The following is a 17274-nucleotide window of genomic DNA, read 5'->3' as shown; positions in this document are numbered from 1 at the left end:
GGTTTCCAGGGCCCGGGTTCGGACTGCCGCCGCGGTTTTCCGCGGGGCGCCGGGTGCCTTTCGAGAGTGCACGGCGGAACGCCGCCGAATCCAGCCGAGAGCCCGGCGTCATGGGAAGTCGCGTGATTTCCCTAAAGGTTGAGCCGGGACGCGCACTCCCCGGCTCCGCGTTCTCCAGGGAAATCCCTTAACCCGCGTCCCGAGGGCCCGTTCCCCTTGACCCGGCCGGTTCCGGTGCACCACCGTGCTGTGACGTGAAACCGGGGCGGGTGACGTGATTCCCCCGCCCTCGGCGTGCGACGTCCTTTCCGCCTCGTGGGCCCGCCCGGCGCGTGCACAGACGCGTGGGCGGCACGGGGCGGTGGCCGCACCCGTCCGATCCGGCCGGGCCTTCGCCGGCCGGGACATTACGGCTTGCCACGTGAGGGTTGTGCTATGTCACTCCAGGAGGACGAACGTCGACCGCTGTCCGGAGCCCAGGAGGGCCTCTGGTACGCCGGGCGGCTCGCACCGGACGGTGCCGCGTACAACACCGCGGAGGCGGTGGAGGTCCACGGCCCCCTCGACACCGCACTGTTCGAGACCGCGCTGCGGCGCACCGTCGGTGAGGCCGACACCTTCGCCCTGCGTTTCGCCGACACCGACGACGGCCCCCGCTGCCACCTCGCCCCGGACGCGGACGACTGGACCCTGCACCGGATCGACGTCAGCGGCGCCGAGGACCCCGGAGCCGCCGCGTGGGCCCACGTCCGCGCCGATCTCGCGACCCCCGTGGACCTCGAGAAGGGCCCGCTGTTCGCGCACACCCTGCTGACCCTGGCCCCCGACCGCTTCCTCTGGCTGCTGAGGGCCCATCACCTCCTGCTCGACGGCTACGGCTACAAGCTCCTCGGGCGGCGCCTGGCCGAGACGTACAACGCCCTGGCCGAGGGGCGGGAGCCGGCCCCCTGCGGCTTCGCGCCGGTGAGCCGGCTCCAGGCGGAGGAGGCGGCCTACCGCGCCTCCGAGCGGTACGCCCGCGACCGCGACCACTGGGCGCGGCGCCTGAGCGGCCTGCCGGAGCCCGCCCGGCTCACCTCCCGTACGGCCGCCCCCACCGCGCCCTTCCTGCGCCGCACCGCCGAGCTGACGCCCGCCGAGGCCGATGCCCTCGACGCCGCGGCGGCCCGCCTCGGCGTCCGGCGCACCGACCTGCTGACCGCCGCCACCGCCGCCTACCTGCACCGGATGACCGGCGTCGAGGACCTGGTGCTGGGCCTGGCCACGATGAGCCGGCTCGGCGGCGCCGCCCTGCGCACCCCCGGCACCGCCTCCGACGTCCTCCCGCTGCGCGTGGCCGCCGCCCCCGGCACGCCCGTCGTGGAGCTGGCGCGGGCCGTCGCCGACGAACTGAAGGCCCTGCGCCGCCACCAGCGCTACCGGGGCGAGCTCCTCCGCCGCGACCTGGGCCTGCTGGGCACCGGACGCCGCCTGTACGGGCCGGTGCTCAACATCGTCCCGTTCGACGAGTCCCCGGTCTTCGGCGGGCACCCCACCACCTGGCACCACCTGTCCGGCGGAGCCGTCGACGACCTCCAGATCTCGGTGCGCCCTGGCGCCCGCCCCGGCGGACTGTGGCTGGCCCTCGATGCCAACCCCGCCCTGTACGAGGAGGACGAACTCGCCCTGCACCGGGACCGGTTCCTCACGGTGCTGCGCCGGCTGGCCGAAGCGGAGCCGACGACGCCGCTGGGCGACCTGGACGTCCTGTTGCCGGGCGAGCACCCGCGCGACACCGCCGCCCACACGTATCCGGTCGAGCGGACCCTCACGGAGGTGTTCGAGGAGCGGGCGGCGGCCGGACCCGAGCGGACCGCCGTCACCTGCGGCGACGAACACCTCAGTTACGCCGCGCTCAACGCCGAGGCCAACCGCCTGGCCCGGCTGCTGACCGAACACGGCGCCGGCCCGGGCCGGGTGGTGGCGCTGGCCCTGGAGCGCGGCGTGCGGTTGCTGCCCGCCCTGCTGGCCGTCCTCAAGACCGGCGCCGCCTACCTGCCCTTGGACCCCGGCCACCCGGCCGAACGGCTGCGGCTGGTCGTCGAGGACGCGGCCCCCGTCGCCTTCGTCACCGAACAGGCCCACGCGCACCTCGCCGGGGACGCCGTCCCCACCGTGCTGCTGGACGACCCGCACATCGAGGCGGACCTCGCCCGCCGCTCCGGCGCCGACCTCACCGACGCCGACCGGCACGGGCCGGTGAGCCCGTCCGGCACCGCGTACCTCATCCACACCTCCGGCTCCACCGGCCGCCCCAAGGGCGTACCCGTCCCTCACGCCAACGTGGTGCGGCTCTTCGCCGCCGCGGCCGAGCACTTCGACTTCGGCGCCGACGACGTCTGGACGCTGTTCCACTCCTACGCCTTCGACTTCTCCGTCTGGGAGATCTGGGGCGCCCTGCTGCACGGCGGCCGGGTCGTCGTCGTGCCGCACGCCGTCAGCCGCTCCCCGCGCGAGTTCCTGGAACTGCTGCACCGCGAGGGCGTCACCGTCCTCAACCAGACACCCTCCGCCTTCGAGCAGCTCGTCGACGCCGACCTCGAACGCGACGGGGACACCGGGGCGTTGCGCTACGTCGTCCTCGGCGGCGAGGCCCTGCGCCCGGCGCGGCTGCGCCCCTGGGCCGACCGGCACGGCCTGGACCGCCCGGCGCTGGTGAACATGTACGGCATCACCGAGACCACCGTGCACGTCACCCACCACCGCCTCACCCGCGCCGACCTGGACGACCCGCGTCGCGGCAGCGTCATCGGCACCCCGCTCGCCGACCTCCGCGTCCACCTGCTGGACGCCGCCGGGCGCCCGGTGCCGTCCGGCGCCACCGGCGAGATGTACGTATCCGGCGCCGGCGTAGCCGCCGGATACCTGAACCGGCCCGAGCTGACCGCCGAGCGCTTCCTCGACGACCCCTACGGCCCGCCCGGCGCCCGCATGTACCGTTCGGGCGACCTGGCCCGGCGCCGCCCCGACGGCACGCTCGACTACCTCGGCCGCGCCGACGCCCAGGTGCAGCTGCGCGGCTTCCGCGTCGAACCCGGCGAGATCGAGGCCGTCCTCGCCGCCCACCCGGGCGTCGCCCGCGCCGCCGTCGTGCCCCGCCGTGCCGACAACGGCGCCCTGCACCTCGTCGCCTACACCGTCCCCGCGGGCGACGGACCCGTCGGCTCCGCCGAACTGCGCGTCCACGCGGCCGCGCACCTGCCCGAGCACATGGTCCCGGCCGTGTGCGTCCCGGTGGACCGGCTGCCGCTGACCGCGAACGGCAAGCTCGACGTCCGGGCCCTGCCCGCCCCCGACTTCACCGCCGCCGCGTCCGGCGCCCGCCCCGGGACACCGGGACAGGCCCTGGTGTGCGGGCTGTTCGAGGACGTGCTGAAGCTGCCGCGGGACACGGTGGGCATCGACGCGAACTTCTTCGACCTCGGCGGCGACTCCCTGCTCGCCACCCGCCTGCTGGCCCGCCTGCGGCACGAGACCGGCGCCGAGATCCCCGTCACCGCCCTGTTCGGGGCGCCGACCCCGGCCGCCCTCGCCCGGCGGCTCGCCGTGCGGGCGGACGACGCCCCGCCCCGGCCGGCCCTCGCCCGCGCCGTGCGCCCGCAGCGGGTGCCGTTGTCCTTCGCCCAGGAACGCATGTGGTTCCTGAACCGGCTCGACGGGGGAGCGGCCACCTACAACATCCCGCTCCTCGTCCCGGTCGGCGCCGACCTCGACACCGAGGCGCTGCGGTCGGCCCTCGGCGACCTGGCCGACCGCCACGAGAGCCTGCGGACGGTGATCGCCGAGCACGACGGAACCCCCCACCAGCGCGTCCTGCCGCCGGGGGAGCTGCGTCCGGTGCTGCGGCACGTCGACTGCCCCGCCGCGGAGACCGCCGCCCACGTCACCGCCGCGCTGCGGCACCGCTTCGACCTCACCGCCGAAAGCCCCCTCGCCGCCTGGCTGCTGGGCACCGGCGCCGAGCGGACGCTGCTGTTCGTCCTGCACCACAGCGCGGCCGACGGCTGGTCGCTCGGCCCCTTCGCCGACGACCTGAGCACCGCCTACGCGGCCCGCCGGGCCGGCCGGGCGCCCGCGTGGGTCCCGCTGCCGGTGCAGTACGCGGACTACGCGCTGTGGCAGCGCGCCCTGCTGGCCCCCGGACCGGACGGCCCGGGCCGGCTGGAGCGGCTCACCGCCCACTGGCGCACCGCGCTGGACGGTCTGCCCGAGGAGTGCACCCTGCCCGGCGACCGGCCGCGGCCCACCGCACCGCGTGGCGGCGGCGCGCACGTCGAGGCCACCGTCGACGCCGCCCTGCACCGCGCCCTGCTGCGTCTCGCCGACCGCGAGGGCGCCAGCCTGTTCATGGTGCTGCACGCCGCCGTCAGCGCCCTGCTCACCCGCTGCGGCGCCGGCGAGGACATCGTCCTCGGCACCCCCGTCGCGGGCCGCACCGAACCCGCGCTGGACCCCCTGATCGGCCTGATCACCAACACCCTGGTGCTGCGCGCCGACACCTCCGGCGACCCCGCCTTCCGGGAGCTCCTCGCCCGGCTGCGCACCGCCGACCTGGCCGCCCTCGACCACCAGGACCTGCCCCTCGACCGGCTGGTGGACGAACTCAACCCGCCCCGCACACCCGGCCGTCACCCCCTGTTCCAGGTGATGCTGGCCCTGCAGAACAACGCCCCCGCCGTCCTCGAACTGGACGCTCTCCGAGCCGAGTTGCGGCCCACCGCCACCGGCACCGCCAAGTTCGACCTCTTCGTGGACGTCCTGGAACGCCGCACCCCCGAGGGCGCCCCCGACGGCCTGACCCTGCACGTCGAGTACGCCACCGACCTCTACGACGCCGGCACCGCCGAGGCGTTCACCCACGCCCTGCACGACGCCCTGCGCGCGGTGGGCGCCGACCCCGGGGTCCGCGTCGGGGAACTGCCCGCGCTCCCCGGGCGCACCCCCCTCCCGGCCGCGGCCGACCCCGCGGAACTGGAGGACGCGGCCCTCGCCGTGCCCGGCATCCGCGACGCCCGCGCCCTGCCCGGCGCCGACGGCGCCTCCACACGTCTGTACGTGGTGCCGGGACGGGCGGACGCCGCCGAACGCGTCGAGGACGCCCTGGACCGCGCGGGCCACGGCACCGTCCGCGTCACGGCGGTCAACGCGCTGCCCCGCGCGCAGGACGGCGCCGTCGACGCCGCGGCGCTGCGCGCCCTGCCCGCCGTCGACCGCACCGCGGCCGGCGCCTGGCGGGAACGCCTGACCGCCCTCCCCGGCGTCACCTCCGCCGAGGTGGCGGTGGAGCACGCCCCCGTGGAACTGGACCGCCGCCACACCGGCCTGCCCGACCGCGGCACGGGCCCCGCCCCCGCCCCCGCCCGCACCGACCGGGCGTCCGCCGTCCCGGCGCTCAGCGAGGGCCCCGCCCTGACCGAGCCGTCCGTGGCGAGCTGGGCCGAGGCCCTGCGGCGCGCCGCCGAACGGGACCGGGGCGACATCGTCCACGTCCACGCCGACGGCAGCGAACACCGGCGCCGCTACGCCTCCCTGATCCCCGAGGCCTCCCGCGTCCTGGCCGGCCTGCGCCGGGCGGGCCTGCGCCCGGGCGACCGGGTCATCCTCCAGTGCGACGCCAGCGAGGACTTCCTCGCCGTGCTGTGGGGCTGCGTCCTCGGCGGCTTCGTCGCCGTCCCGCTGACCGTCCCCGCCTCCTACGACACGCCCTCGGCGGCACTGACCAAGCTGGAGGGCATCTGGCGGATGCTCGGCCGGCCCTGGATCGTGTGCTCCGCCGACCGCGAGGCCGGGCTGCGCGCCCTCGCCGCCCGGCAGAACTGGACCGGACCACGGCTCACCACGGCCGACGCGCTGCGCGAGGCGCCCGAGGACCGCGACTGGCACCCCGCCGAGCCGGACGACCTCCTGCTGATGCTCATGACGTCCGGCAGCACCGGCCTGCCCAAGGCGGTGCGGCTCACCCACCGCAACGTGCTGACCCGCTCCGCCGCCACCGAGCAGATGAACGGGCTCGGCGCGGACGACGTCTCCCTGAACTGGATCCCGCTCGACCACGTCACCGGCGTGGTGATGTTCCACCTGCGGGACGTGTACCTGGGCTGCCGCCAGATCCACGCCCCCACCTCCTGGATCCTGCAGGACCCGCTGCGCTGGATGGATCTCGCCGACCGGCACCGGACCACCGTCACCTGGGCGCCCAACTTCGCCTTCGGGCTCCTCGCCGAGCAGTCCCACCGCTTCGCCGACCGCGCCTGGGACCTGTCACCGATGCGGCTGGTGATGAACGCCGGCGAGGTCGTCGTCGCCTCGGCCGCCCGCCGGTTCCTGCACGCGCTGAAGCCGTTCGGCCTGCCGCAGCACGTGATGCACCCCGGCTGGGGCATGTCCGAGACCTGCTCCGTGGTCACCGACGCCGTCCTGCCCGGCGAACCCGACGCCGCCGAGGGCACGTTCGTCAGCTGCGGCCGGCCCTACCCCGGCTTCGCCATGCGGATCGTCGACGACACCGGCACGGTCCTCGCCGAAGGGGACGCCGGCCGGCTCCAGGTCCGCGGCACCTCCGTGACCGGCGGTTATCACGACAACCCGGCGGCCAACGCGGAGACGTTCACCGAGGACGGCTGGTTCGACACCGGAGACCTGGCGTTCCTGCGGGGCGGCGAGCTGTACATCACCGGCCGCGCCAAGGACGTCATCATCGTCAACGGCGTCAACCACTACAGCCACGAGATCGAGGCCTGCGTCGAGGAACTGCCGTGCGTGGAGCGGAGCTTCACCGCCGCGGTCGCGGTGCGCACCGACCCGTCGTCGCCCACCGACGAACTGGCCCTGTTCTTCCACCTCGTCCCCGAAGCCGCCGCCGACCCGGCCGGCGCCCTCCGCGAGATCACCGGCAAGGTCACCCGGGAGATCGGCGTCAGCCCGGCCTTCCTGATCCCGGTGGCGCGCGAGACCGTCCCCAAGACCGAGATCGGCAAGATCCAGCGCACCAGGCTGCGCAAGGGCTTCGAGGCGGGCGACTTCGACGACGAGGTCCGCCGGACCCAGGTGCTGCTGGGCGCCGCGACCACCGTCCCCGACTGGTTCCTGCGACCGGTGTGGCAGCGGGCGGAACGCCCCGCCGCCGACGCGGCGTCCGGCGGCCGGCACACCCTCGTGCTGACGGGCGGCGACCCGCGGGTCCACCGGCTCGCCGAGCGGCTCGCGGACGCGCTGCGGTCCGCCGGCGGCCTGTGCACGCTGGTCGGCGACGGGACGTCGTACACCCGGCTCGACGCCGCACGGCACCGGGTCCGGCCCGGTGAGGAGAGCGACTACGCGGCGCTGCTGGGTCAGTTGCAACACGACCGGCGGCCGGTCGACGCCGTCCTGCACCTCGGCGGGCTGCGCCGCACCCGGGCGCCGGAGACGGCACCGCACGGCACGGCGGGACCGGAGGCGGTGGCGTACGACCCGGCCGGCGCGGAGGAACTGCTCGCGTTCGCCCGGGCCCTCGCCGCCCGGCCGGGCCGGCAGTACCCCGTCGACCTGGTGTACGTGACGGCGGGCGCGCAGGCCGTGCGCCCCGGCGACCGTCCCTCGCCGGCCCCCGCCATGGCGGGCGCACTCCTCAAGTCGCTGGGCGAGGAGTTCCGTTGGCTGCGCGGCGCGCACCTCGACCTCGCACCGGAGGAGGACGCGGACCCGCTGCCCGTCCTGCTGGCCGAGGCGACGGTCACCGCGGACGGCGCGGAGGTGGCGTACCGCGACGGGCACCGGCACGTACGCCGTCTCGCCCCCCTCCCCGACACCCCGCCCCGCGTCGAGCCGTCCGCGCACGACGGCTTCACCCTGCTCACCGGGGGTCTGGGCGGTGTCGGCGCCGAGATCGCGGCGCACCTGCTCCGCACCCCCGGCACCCGGCTGCTGATCGTGGGCCGCACACCGGCGCCCGAGGCGCCCGCTTCGGCGCGGCTGAGCGAGCTGGGCGAGGTCCGCTACGCCCGCGCCGACGTCACCGACGAACGCCAGGTGCGGGCCGCGGTGGAGGCCGCCGCCGAGGCGTGGGGCGCGCCCCTGGGGTCGGTGCTGCACCTGGCCGGCACGCTCGTGGAACGCCCCGCGGGCGAGCTGGACGCCGCCGCCTGGCGCCGGGCGCTGGAGGCGAAGGCGCGCGGCGCGTGGACGCTGCACAGGATCACCGCCGACCACCCGGTCGGCTCCTTCGTCACCTTCTCCTCGGTGAACGGCTTCTTCGGCGGCGCCATGAACGCCGCCTACGCCGCCGCCAACGCCTACCTGGACGCCCTCGCCCGCTACCGCCGCGGCCTCGGCCTGCCCGCGCAGTCCCTGGCCTGGAGCATGTGGCGCGAGCGCGGCATGAGCCGCGGCTACGGGCTCACCGCGCTCACCGAGGCCCGCGGCTACCGGCTGCTCGACGTCCCCGCCGCGCTGCGCTCGTTCGACCTGGCCCGCTCCCTGGACGAGCCGCACCTGCTGATCGGCGCCGACCGCACCGCCCCCTGGGTCCGCAGCCACGTCGTGGCCCCCGTGCGGCAGGTGCGGCGCCTGGCCGCGCGCGTCGGCCTGGAGGACGGCACCGACCTGGGCGCCCTGTACCGCGCGGCGGCCGACGGCGCCCGCGCGGCCGGCCTGTCCGACGCCTGGACGCTGCGCTCGGCGGGCACCACCGCACGCCCGGACGAGGCGGAGGCGGGGGAGGAGCTGCGGCGGCTGGAGGACCGGATCGCCGAGGTGTGGTGCGGCGTACTGGGCCGCGACCGGGTGGGCCGGGACGAGAACTTCTTCGACCTGGGCGGCAACTCCCTGCTCCTGGTCACCGCCCGGACCGCCGTCAACCGCGCCTTCGGCACCGACCTGCCGGTGGTCGACCTGTTCGCGCACCCCACCGTCCGGGACCTGGCCCGCCACCTGTCGGCGCGCGCCGGCGCCACGACCGCCGTCGGACAGGCGCCGCGGCGCGAGTCCGAGCCGCCGAGCGGCGGCCTGGACCGGGCCAAGGACCAGGCACAGCGCCAGCGCGCGGCACGCGCCCGCCGATCCGCACGGCACGGCAGGGACCGGGGCCGTGCGTGACACCGCCGGGCCGGGAGAGGACGAGGCGACATCCATGCACGACACCACCGAACCGGGAGAGGACGAGGCACAGGCCGTGCACGACACCACCGCACCCCACGACGAGGACCTCCCCGCCGTCGCCGTCATCGGCATGGCGGGCCGCTTCCCCGACGCCGACGACCTCGACGCCTTCTGGGAGAACCTCGCGGCCGGCCGGGAGTCCGTACGGCCCGTCACCGACGAGGAGTTCCTCGCCGCGGGCGGCGACCCGCGCGACCTGGACGACCCGACGCTGATCCGGATGGCGTCGGTCGTCGAGGGCATCGACCGCTTCGACTCCGGCTTCTTCGGCTACAGCCCCGCCGAGGCCGCCGTCGTCGACCCGCAGCAGCGGCTGCTGCTGGAGACGGCGTACCACGCCCTGGAGGACGCCGGCTGCCTGGGCGGGGACCGCGCGGGCGAGGCGTTCGGCGTGTACGCGGGCGGCGGCGACAGCCGCTACTACCCGGCCCACGTGTACCCCCGCTTCGCCGGGCAGCCCGGCTCGGTGGCGCTCGTCCACGCGGCCACCGCCAACTCCCTCGGCACCCTCGCCACCCGCGTCTCCTACGAACTCGGCCTCACCGGGCCCGGCGTCTCCCTCCAGACGGCCTGCTCCACCGGGCTGGTCGCCGTGCACACCGCCTGCCAGGACCTGCTGGACCACCGCTGCGACACCGCGCTCGCCGCCGCCGTCTCCCTCAACCCCTCCGCCGCACTGGGCTACCGCCACGTGCCCGACGGGCCGTTCTCGCCCGACGGCCACTGCCGCGCCTTCGCCGCGGACGCCGCCGGCACCTCCTCCGGCGACGGCGTGGGAGCCGTCGTGCTCAAACGGCTGGAGGACGCCCTCGCCGACGGGGACCGCGTCCGGGCCGTCATCCGCGGCAGCGCCGTCAACAACGACGGCCGCCGCAAGGTCGGCTTCAGCGCGCCCAGCGCCGCCGGGCAGACCGAGGTGATCCTCGCCGCGCAGGCCCAGGCGGAGGTCGACGCCGGCACCATCGGCCTGATCGAGGCGCACGGCACCGCCACCAGGCTCGGCGACCCGATCGAGGTGGCCGCCCTGACGGAGGCGTTCCGGCAGAGCACGCGACGGACCGGATTCTGCGCGCTCGGCTCGGTCAAGACCAACATCGGCCACCTCGGAGCCGCCGCCGGCATCGCCGGTCTCATCAAGGCGGTCCTGGCCCTGGAGCACCGGCAGATCCCGCCGAGCCTGCACTACGACCGGCCCAACCCGCTCATCGACTTCGACGCGAGCCCCTTCCGCGTGCCCACCGCCCTGGAGGACTGGCCCGCGGGGGAACACCCCCGCCGCGCCGCCGTCAGCGCCTTCGGCATCGGCGGCACCAACGCCCACGTCGTCCTGGAGGAGGCCCCGTCCGCCGTCCCCGCCGCGCCCCGCCCGCCCGCGGACGGACACCGCCTGGTGCTGCCGCTGTCCGCGCGCACCGACGGCGCCCTGCGCGGCCAGGCCGAGGCACTCGCCCGGCACCTCGCACGCCGGCCGGAGCTCCGCCTGGACGACGTGGCCCACTCCCTGCGCGCCGACCGGCCCGCGCTGCGCCACCGGCTCACCGTCACGGCGGCCTCCCGCGACGAGGCGATCGACGCGCTGCGCTCCGCCGTCCCCGCCACCCCGCCGCTCTCCGACGACCCGGCCCGCGTGGCGTTCCTGCTGCCCGGCGGCGGCACCCAGTACCCCGGCATGGGCGCGGAGCTGTACCGCGACCACACCGTCTACCGCGACACCGTCGACGAGTGCGCCCGCATCCTGCGGCCCGTCCTCGGCGCCGACCTGCGCACCGCCCTCTTCGAGGAGCGGCGGCCCGACGACACCTCCGCGTTCCTCGGACTCGTGGTCACCGAGTACGCGCTGGCCCGCACGCTCATGGAGTCGGGCGTGCGCCCGGACGCGCTGATCGGCCACTCGCTCGGCGAGTACACGGCCGCCTGCCTGGCCGGCGTCATCGACCTCGCGGACATGCTGCCACTGGTCGCCGAACGCATCCGGCTCATCGGCTCCGCCGGCGGAGCCACGGTCGGCGTCGCCGCCCCGGCCGAGGAGATCCGGCCGCTGCTCGACGACGAACTGTCCCTGGCCGCCGTCAACGGCCCCGGAGCCTGCACCGTCGCCGGACACCTCGACGCCGTCACCCGCTTCGAGGACCGGCTCACCCGCCGCGGCGTCCCGTTCCGCCGCCTGCGCATCCCCGTCGCGGCCCACTCCCATGTGCTGGACCCGGTCCTGCCGGCCTACGAGAGCCACCTCCGCCGGGTCACCCTGCGCCCGCCGCGCATCCCGTACGTCACCAACGTCACCGGCACCTGGGTCACCGACGCCCAGGCCACCTCCGTGCGGCACTGGATCGACCACACCCGCGACACCGTGCGGTTCGCCGACGGCATCACCGCCCTGTGGGACCGCCTGCACCCCGTCCTCGTGGAGATCGGCCCCGGCGACACCCTGACCAAGCTCGCCACCGGCCGGCTCGCCGACGAGGCGCCGGTGACCGTGACCACCATGCGGCACGCCAAGGCCGAGGCGTCCGACGGGTTCGTCCTCGCCGAGGCGCTGGGGCGCCTGTGGAGCGCGGGCGTGGACGGCGCCCTGCCCCCGGTGCCGGGCGCGCCCCGGCGGGTGCCGCTGCCCCCGTACGCCTTCGAACGCCGGCGCCACTGGATCGACGCTCCCGGCGCCCGCACGGACCCCACCGCGCCCGACGACACCCCGGCCCCCGCGGACACCGGCTCCGGCCTCGCCCCGCGGCCCCGGCTGACGACGGAGCACGTACCGCCGCGCACCGCCCGCGAACGGGAGGTGACCCGGCTCTGGGAGGAGACCCTCGGCATCGGCGGCATCGGCCTGCACGACAACTTCTTCGACCTCGGCGGCGACTCGATGCGCGCCGTGCTGCTGGCGGGCCGGCTGCGCCAGGCCGGCGTCCTCGACGTCCCGGCGGCGGCTCTGCTGGCCGCGCCCACCGTGGCCGGGGTCCTCGCCGCCGACGAGCCGGACGGGACCGGAGCGGGGAAGGCCCCCACCGCGCTGAGCCCGCTGCTGCCGCTGCGCGCCGAGGGCGCCGCCACGCCCCTGTTCTGCGTCCACCCCGGGGCGGGCGTGTCCTGGCGCTACACCGGCCTGCTGCCGCACCTCGGCGGAGACCAGCCCGTCCACGGCATCCAGGCGGCCGGCCTCGACGGCGCCGCCCCGCCCGCGCCGGACGCCGCCGCCATGGTCGGCCACTACCTCGACCTGGTGCGCCAGGTGCAGCCGCACGGCCCGTACCGGCTGCTGGGCTGGTCCTACGGCGGGTTCGTCGCCCACGCCATGGCCTGCGCGCTCCAGCGCGACGGCGAACGCGTCGACCTCCTCGCCATGCTCGACGCCCCCCAGCCGCACGGCGCCGCCCACGACCCCGACGCGGCCGAACGCCAGGTGGCGGCCCTGCTGTCCAGGGTGGCCGGACTCCCCGTCGACCCCGCCGCGGCGCCCCCGGACGTCGACACCGTCCTGGACCGGATCGACGCGCGGGTCACGGCCGACCCGTCGAGTTCGCCCGTCACCCGCGCCGAGGCCGCCGCCATCGCCGCCGTCATGCGCAACAACCTGCGTATCGCACCGCAGTTCGCCCCCGGCGTCTACCGCGGGGACGTGCTGTTCTTCAGCGCGGCAGAGGAGGAACCCGCCGGCTCCCCGGCCGACCTGGCGGTGCTGCCCGGCAAGGCCGACAGCTGGCGGCCCTACGTCGACGGCACGCTCCACGACCACCACGTTCCCTGCGGGCACTACGAGATGACCGAACCCGAGCCGATCGCCCGCATCGGCGAGACCGTCGCCAAGGCCCTGCGCGGCCTCGACGGCTGAACCGCCGTTCCCCGTTCCCCCTTGAGCACGCGTTGAGGAGAGCCAGCGTGAGAGCGACCCAGGACCTGTACGAACTCGGCGACGCGCCCGAGATCGGCACCGCCCCCCGGAAGATGTACGCCTCGCTCATCCGCCGTGAGCGCTACGGACAGCCCGTCGACGCCTTCCGGACCGAGGTGGTCGACGTCCCGCCCGTGGGGCGCGGACAGGTCCTGGTGAAGGTGATGGCCGCCGGGATCAACTACAACAACGTCTGGGCGGCGCTGGGCTCGCCGCTCGACGTGATCGCCGCCCGGCAGAAGGCGGGCGCCGTCGAGGACTTCCACATCGGCGGCTCCGACCTGTCCGGGATCGTGTGGGCGGTCGGTGAGGACGTGCGCGGGGTGCGGCTCGGCGACGAGGTCGTCGTCCTCGCCAACCGCTGGGACGAGAGGGCCGAGGACGTCCGCCTCGGCGGCGACCCCACCTGGTCCACCAGCCAGCGGGTGTGGGGCTACGAGGAGAACTACGGCTCCTTCGCGCAGTTCGCGGTCGTCGACGACTACATGTGCCACCCCAAGCCCGCCCGGCTGTCCTGGCCGGAGGCCGCCTGCTACATGGCGACCGCGGCCACCGCCTACCGTCAGCTCTTCGGCTGGCCGCCGCACACGGTGCGCCCCGGCGACCCGGTGCTCATCTGGGGCGGCGCCGGCGGACTGGGCTGCATCGCCATCCAGCTCGTCCGGCATGTCGGAGGTGTCCCCGTCGCGGTCGTCTCGAGCGAGGAACGCGGCGCGTTCTGCCTCAAGCTGGGCGCCGAGGGCTGGATCGACCGGCGGGAGTTCGACCACTGGGGACGGCTGCCGGACACCTCCGACGAGGCGGCCATGGGCCGCTGGCTGTCGGGCGCCCGCGCCTTCGGCCGGCGCTTCTGGGAGGTGCTCGGCGAGCGCCGCAGCCCGCGCATCGTGCTGGAGCACTCCGGCGCCGACACCATCCCCACCTCCCTGTACCTGTGCGACAACGGCGGCATGGTCGTCCTGTGCGGCGGCACCACCGGCTACAACGGCGACGTCGACCTGCGTTTCCTGTGGATGCGGCAGAAGCGCCTGCAGGGCTCGCACGTCGCCACCGCCCGTGAGGCACGGGAGGTCACCCGGCTGATCGATCAGGGAGTCATCGACCCGTGCCTGTCCCAGACCTTCGATTTCGATGAGATCGGCCTCGCCCACCAGCTCATCCACGACAACCGGCACCCGGCGGGGAACATGGCCGCACGGGTGGGCGACCGGGGGTGATTCGCGTCCGGTCTGAGGGGTACCTGCGGCGGGGTACGACGCACGAGCACCTCCTGGAGGTACCCCTCATGGGCAAGCTGGGCGACATGATGAACAAGGCCAAGCAGATGGCCAAGGGCCACCCCGACCAGGCCGACAAGGGCGTCTCGGGCGCCGAGCGCATGGTCGACGAGCGGACGGGCAACAAGTACGACGCCAAGACCGACAAGGCGGCCGACGCGGCGCGGCGTTCCTACCGGGACGACGGCCCGTCGGGGCGCTGACCCGTCCCGTCTCCCGCCCCCGGCGCGCCGGGGGCGGGAGACGCCTGTTCAGGCCCGGCCGACCACGTAGCTGAACACCCCCGCTCCGAGGCGCACCACCCGCACCCGTACGGCGCGGTCCGGATCCGCGCGCGGACAGACGCGCAGGACGTCCCCGGACGGGCACGCCCGCAGGTCCCGCAGGCTCCCCGCCGGCCCGGTCCGGCGCCCGCCCTCCGGCACGTCCAGGGCCTTCCACGCCGCCTCCTTGGCGGAGAACAGCTCCGTCACCGACCACCGGGCGCCGTCACCGGACGGCGTCCGCGGTTCCTCCCCGGCGTCGGCCGGCGCGTCCTCGTCCGCGAGCAGTGCCTCCTCGTCCGCGCGCAGGAACAGGCGGGCCGCCGCGCGGGGGAGGGGCCGCAGCTCCAGGTCGCAGCCGAGCGGCACCTCCCGGCCCGGGGCGCGGGCCACCGCGACGGCGATCCCGGCACTGTGCGAGATCGACGCGGCCCGGCCCGGCGGGAACACCGGCAGCCGTCCCGAGCGCGGGATCTCGCCGCACTCCAGCCCCACCGCGCGCAGTGCCCGGCGCGCGGCCCGCCGCCCGGCGAGGAACTCCAGCCGGCGGCGCGGCGGCATCGACGCCGCCGCGGCCGCCTCGGCGGGCCCGGCCGGCCGCGGGCACGGCTCCGAGACGGCCGCGACCCCCAGGCCCAGCCCGGCGACGGCCACGAGCGGGGCCAGTGCCGCCAGGGCGCCCACCACGCCCGTGGGGGGCTCACAACCGACCCGGGCCGGCCACGACGTCTCCATCGCGGCCGGCCCGGTCTGCACGGGGCGCCCGGTCATCGCCGTCCACCGCCGTCCACGCTCACACCCGCAGCAGCTTCTTGACGATCTTCCCGGCGGGGTTGCGCGGGACCTGCTCGACGAACTCCACCCGTCGCGGGCGCTTGTACGGCGCGAGCAGTCCCGCGACATGCGCGAGCAGCGCCGCCGTGTCCGCTTCCGCACCCGGCTCCAGGGCCACGTACGCCAGCGGCACCTCGCCGTAGTCCTCGTCGGGCGTCCCGACGACCGCCGCGTCCCGGACCGCAGGGTGGGTCATCAGGGCGCGCTCGATCTCCGAGGGGTAGACGTTCTGGCCCGCGCGGATGATGACGTCCTTCGTGCGGTCCACCAGGCTGATGCGGCCCTCGTCGTCCATGAAGCCGAGGTCGCCCGTCCTGATCCAGCCGTCGAGGGTGATCTCACGGGTGGCCTCCGGATCGTTCCAGTAGCCCCGCATGACGCCCGGTCCGCGCACCACGATCTCGCCGATCTCACCGCACGGCAGCTCCCGGCCGCCCTCGTCCACCGCGCGGGCGGACATGCCCGGCACGACCCGCCCGCACGGGATGCGGGCGGTGACGTCCCCGGGGGCGGGGTGCTCGTCGGGGCCGAGCGTGACGAACGGGCCGCCCACCTCGGTCATGCCGTACACCTGCCGGAAGCCGCAGCCGAGCCGTTCGACCGCGTCGGCGTAGACGTCGAGCGGCATGGGGGCGGCCCCGTACAGGACCTCCCGCAGGGTGGACAGGTCGGCACGGTGGGATGCCCGGGCCTGGAGCATGAAGCGCAGCATCTGCGGCACCAGCCACATGTGCGTGGCGCGGTGCCGTTCCACCGCGGACAGCGCCCGCTGCGGGGTGAAGCCGGGCATCAGCACGACCGTCGCGCCGGCCGCCAGGTAGGTCAGCGACACGACCATGCTGCCGTGGTACAGCGGGCAGCAGTTGACCATGACGATGTCGTCGGTGGGGCGGGCCATCACCAGCCAGCCGAGGGCGATGGCCCGCAGCGACGCGCTGTCGACGGTGACTCCCTTGGCCTGCCCGGTGGTCGCCGACGTGTGCAGCACGGCGATCGGGTCGGTGTCGGCGACGTCCGGCAGGTCCCGCTCGGCGGCCAGGGTGCCCAGCGCCGCGAAGGCGGGCTTGTCGAGGGCCAGCCGGATCCGCACCGACGCCGGCAGTTCGGGGTGCCGGTCCAGCAGCTCGGACTCGCCGATGACGGCCACCGCCCCGACGCGCTCGACGATCCCGGCGATCTCGGGCCCGGCCAGGCTGTGGTTCAGCGGCACGAACAGCGCGCCGAGCCGGGCCAGCGCGAAGTAGCTCTCCAGGACCTCGATCCGGTCCTTGGCGAGCACGGCCACCCGGTCACCCCGCCCTATGCCCAGTTCCGCCAGCCCTCGCGCCAGCTCGACGGTGCGGTCGTGGAACTCGGCCCAGGTGACGCTGCGCTCCTCGTCCACCAGCGCGGTCCGGCCGGGCCGGCACTGGCGGTTGCGCTCCAGCAGTTGCGTCAGCCACATCACGCACCGCCGCTCGCACCGGCGACCGCGTGCCCGGCCACGAAGCGCTCGTAGTCGCCGATGGTGTGCAGCTCCTCCATGTCCTCGGCGGTGATCTCCACGCCGAGCCGCTGCTCGACCAGGAGGACGAGGCGCACCAGGTCCCCGGAGTCGATGCCGCTGGCGGCCAGGTCGACGTCGTCGCCGACCTGGTCGGCGTACTCGGCCGTACCGGTGAGTTCGACCAGCAACTCCCTGATGGTGCTCATGGTTTCCCCTTTCGCCTCGGCGTGCCGGCCGCCGCGCGGTATACGTCTGTCACCTCCTGAAGAGGCGGCGGGGCCCGGTCCCACTCCCCGGGCCGGCCCGTGACCTTTGTCACGTGCCCGAACCTCGCGCGCCGGGGATAGC

At 75.7% G+C, this 17274-nt stretch carries 7 protein-coding genes; 4 read left to right on the top strand and 3 right to left on the bottom strand.

Annotation, left to right across the window (positions count from 1 at the left end; translation table 11 throughout):
• Positions 1-435 precede the first annotated feature (435 nt).
• The 4 genes from ADK41_RS32500 (at position 436) to ADK41_RS32485 (ending at position 14546) form a co-directional block, all read left to right on the top strand.
• Entirely contained in the window at positions 436-9114 is an 8679-nt protein-coding gene (locus ADK41_RS32500; RefSeq protein WP_030823987.1) for a non-ribosomal peptide synthetase, read from the top strand.
• Between the two features lie 34 nt (positions 9115-9148).
• Positions 9149-13006: a type I polyketide synthase gene (locus ADK41_RS32495; protein WP_199822370.1), complete on the top strand. Its 3858-nt coding sequence runs from the start codon at positions 9149-9151 to the stop codon at positions 13004-13006.
• 47 nt (positions 13007-13053) lie between these two features.
• The gene (gene ccrA, locus ADK41_RS32490) at positions 13054-14283 is read left to right on the top strand and encodes a crotonyl-CoA carboxylase/reductase (protein ID WP_030823982.1); all 1230 of its coding nucleotides are present in this window, start codon (positions 13054-13056) and stop codon (positions 14281-14283) included.
• 68 nt (positions 14284-14351) lie between these two features.
• On the top strand, positions 14352-14546 hold the full coding sequence (locus ADK41_RS32485) for an antitoxin (protein WP_030823979.1): 195 nt from the start codon (positions 14352-14354) through the stop codon (positions 14544-14546).
• Positions 14547-14594: 48 nt separating this feature from the next.
• Here the strand turns inward: ADK41_RS32485 and ADK41_RS32480 are convergent, their stop codons facing one another.
• Genes ADK41_RS32480 through ADK41_RS32470 form a run of 3 tightly spaced genes read right to left on the bottom strand, consistent with a single transcriptional unit; the run spans position 14595 to position 17132 of the window.
• Positions 14595-15377 (bottom strand): enterobactin synthetase, encoded by a 783-nt coding sequence (locus ADK41_RS32480; RefSeq protein WP_158717660.1) that lies wholly within the window; start codon positions 15375-15377, stop codon positions 14595-14597.
• Between the two features lie 22 nt (positions 15378-15399).
• A complete protein-coding gene (locus ADK41_RS32475) occupies positions 15400-16884 on the bottom strand; it encodes a class I adenylate-forming enzyme family protein (protein WP_030823973.1) in 1485 nt (494 codons plus the stop codon).
• Complete coding sequence (locus ADK41_RS32470; RefSeq protein ID WP_030823970.1) at positions 16884-17132, bottom strand: acyl carrier protein; 249 nt, start codon at positions 17130-17132, stop codon at positions 16884-16886. The genes ADK41_RS32475 and ADK41_RS32470 overlap by 1 nt, the downstream gene beginning before the upstream one ends.
• Between the last annotated feature and the right edge of the window lie 142 nt (positions 17133-17274).

The organism is Streptomyces caelestis (assembly GCF_001279005.1).
Taxonomy (GTDB): Bacteria; Actinomycetota; Actinomycetes; order Streptomycetales; family Streptomycetaceae; genus Streptomyces; species Streptomyces heliomycini.
The sequence above is the reverse complement of the archived record's forward strand: the minus strand, read 5'-3'. Positions and strand labels throughout refer to the sequence as shown.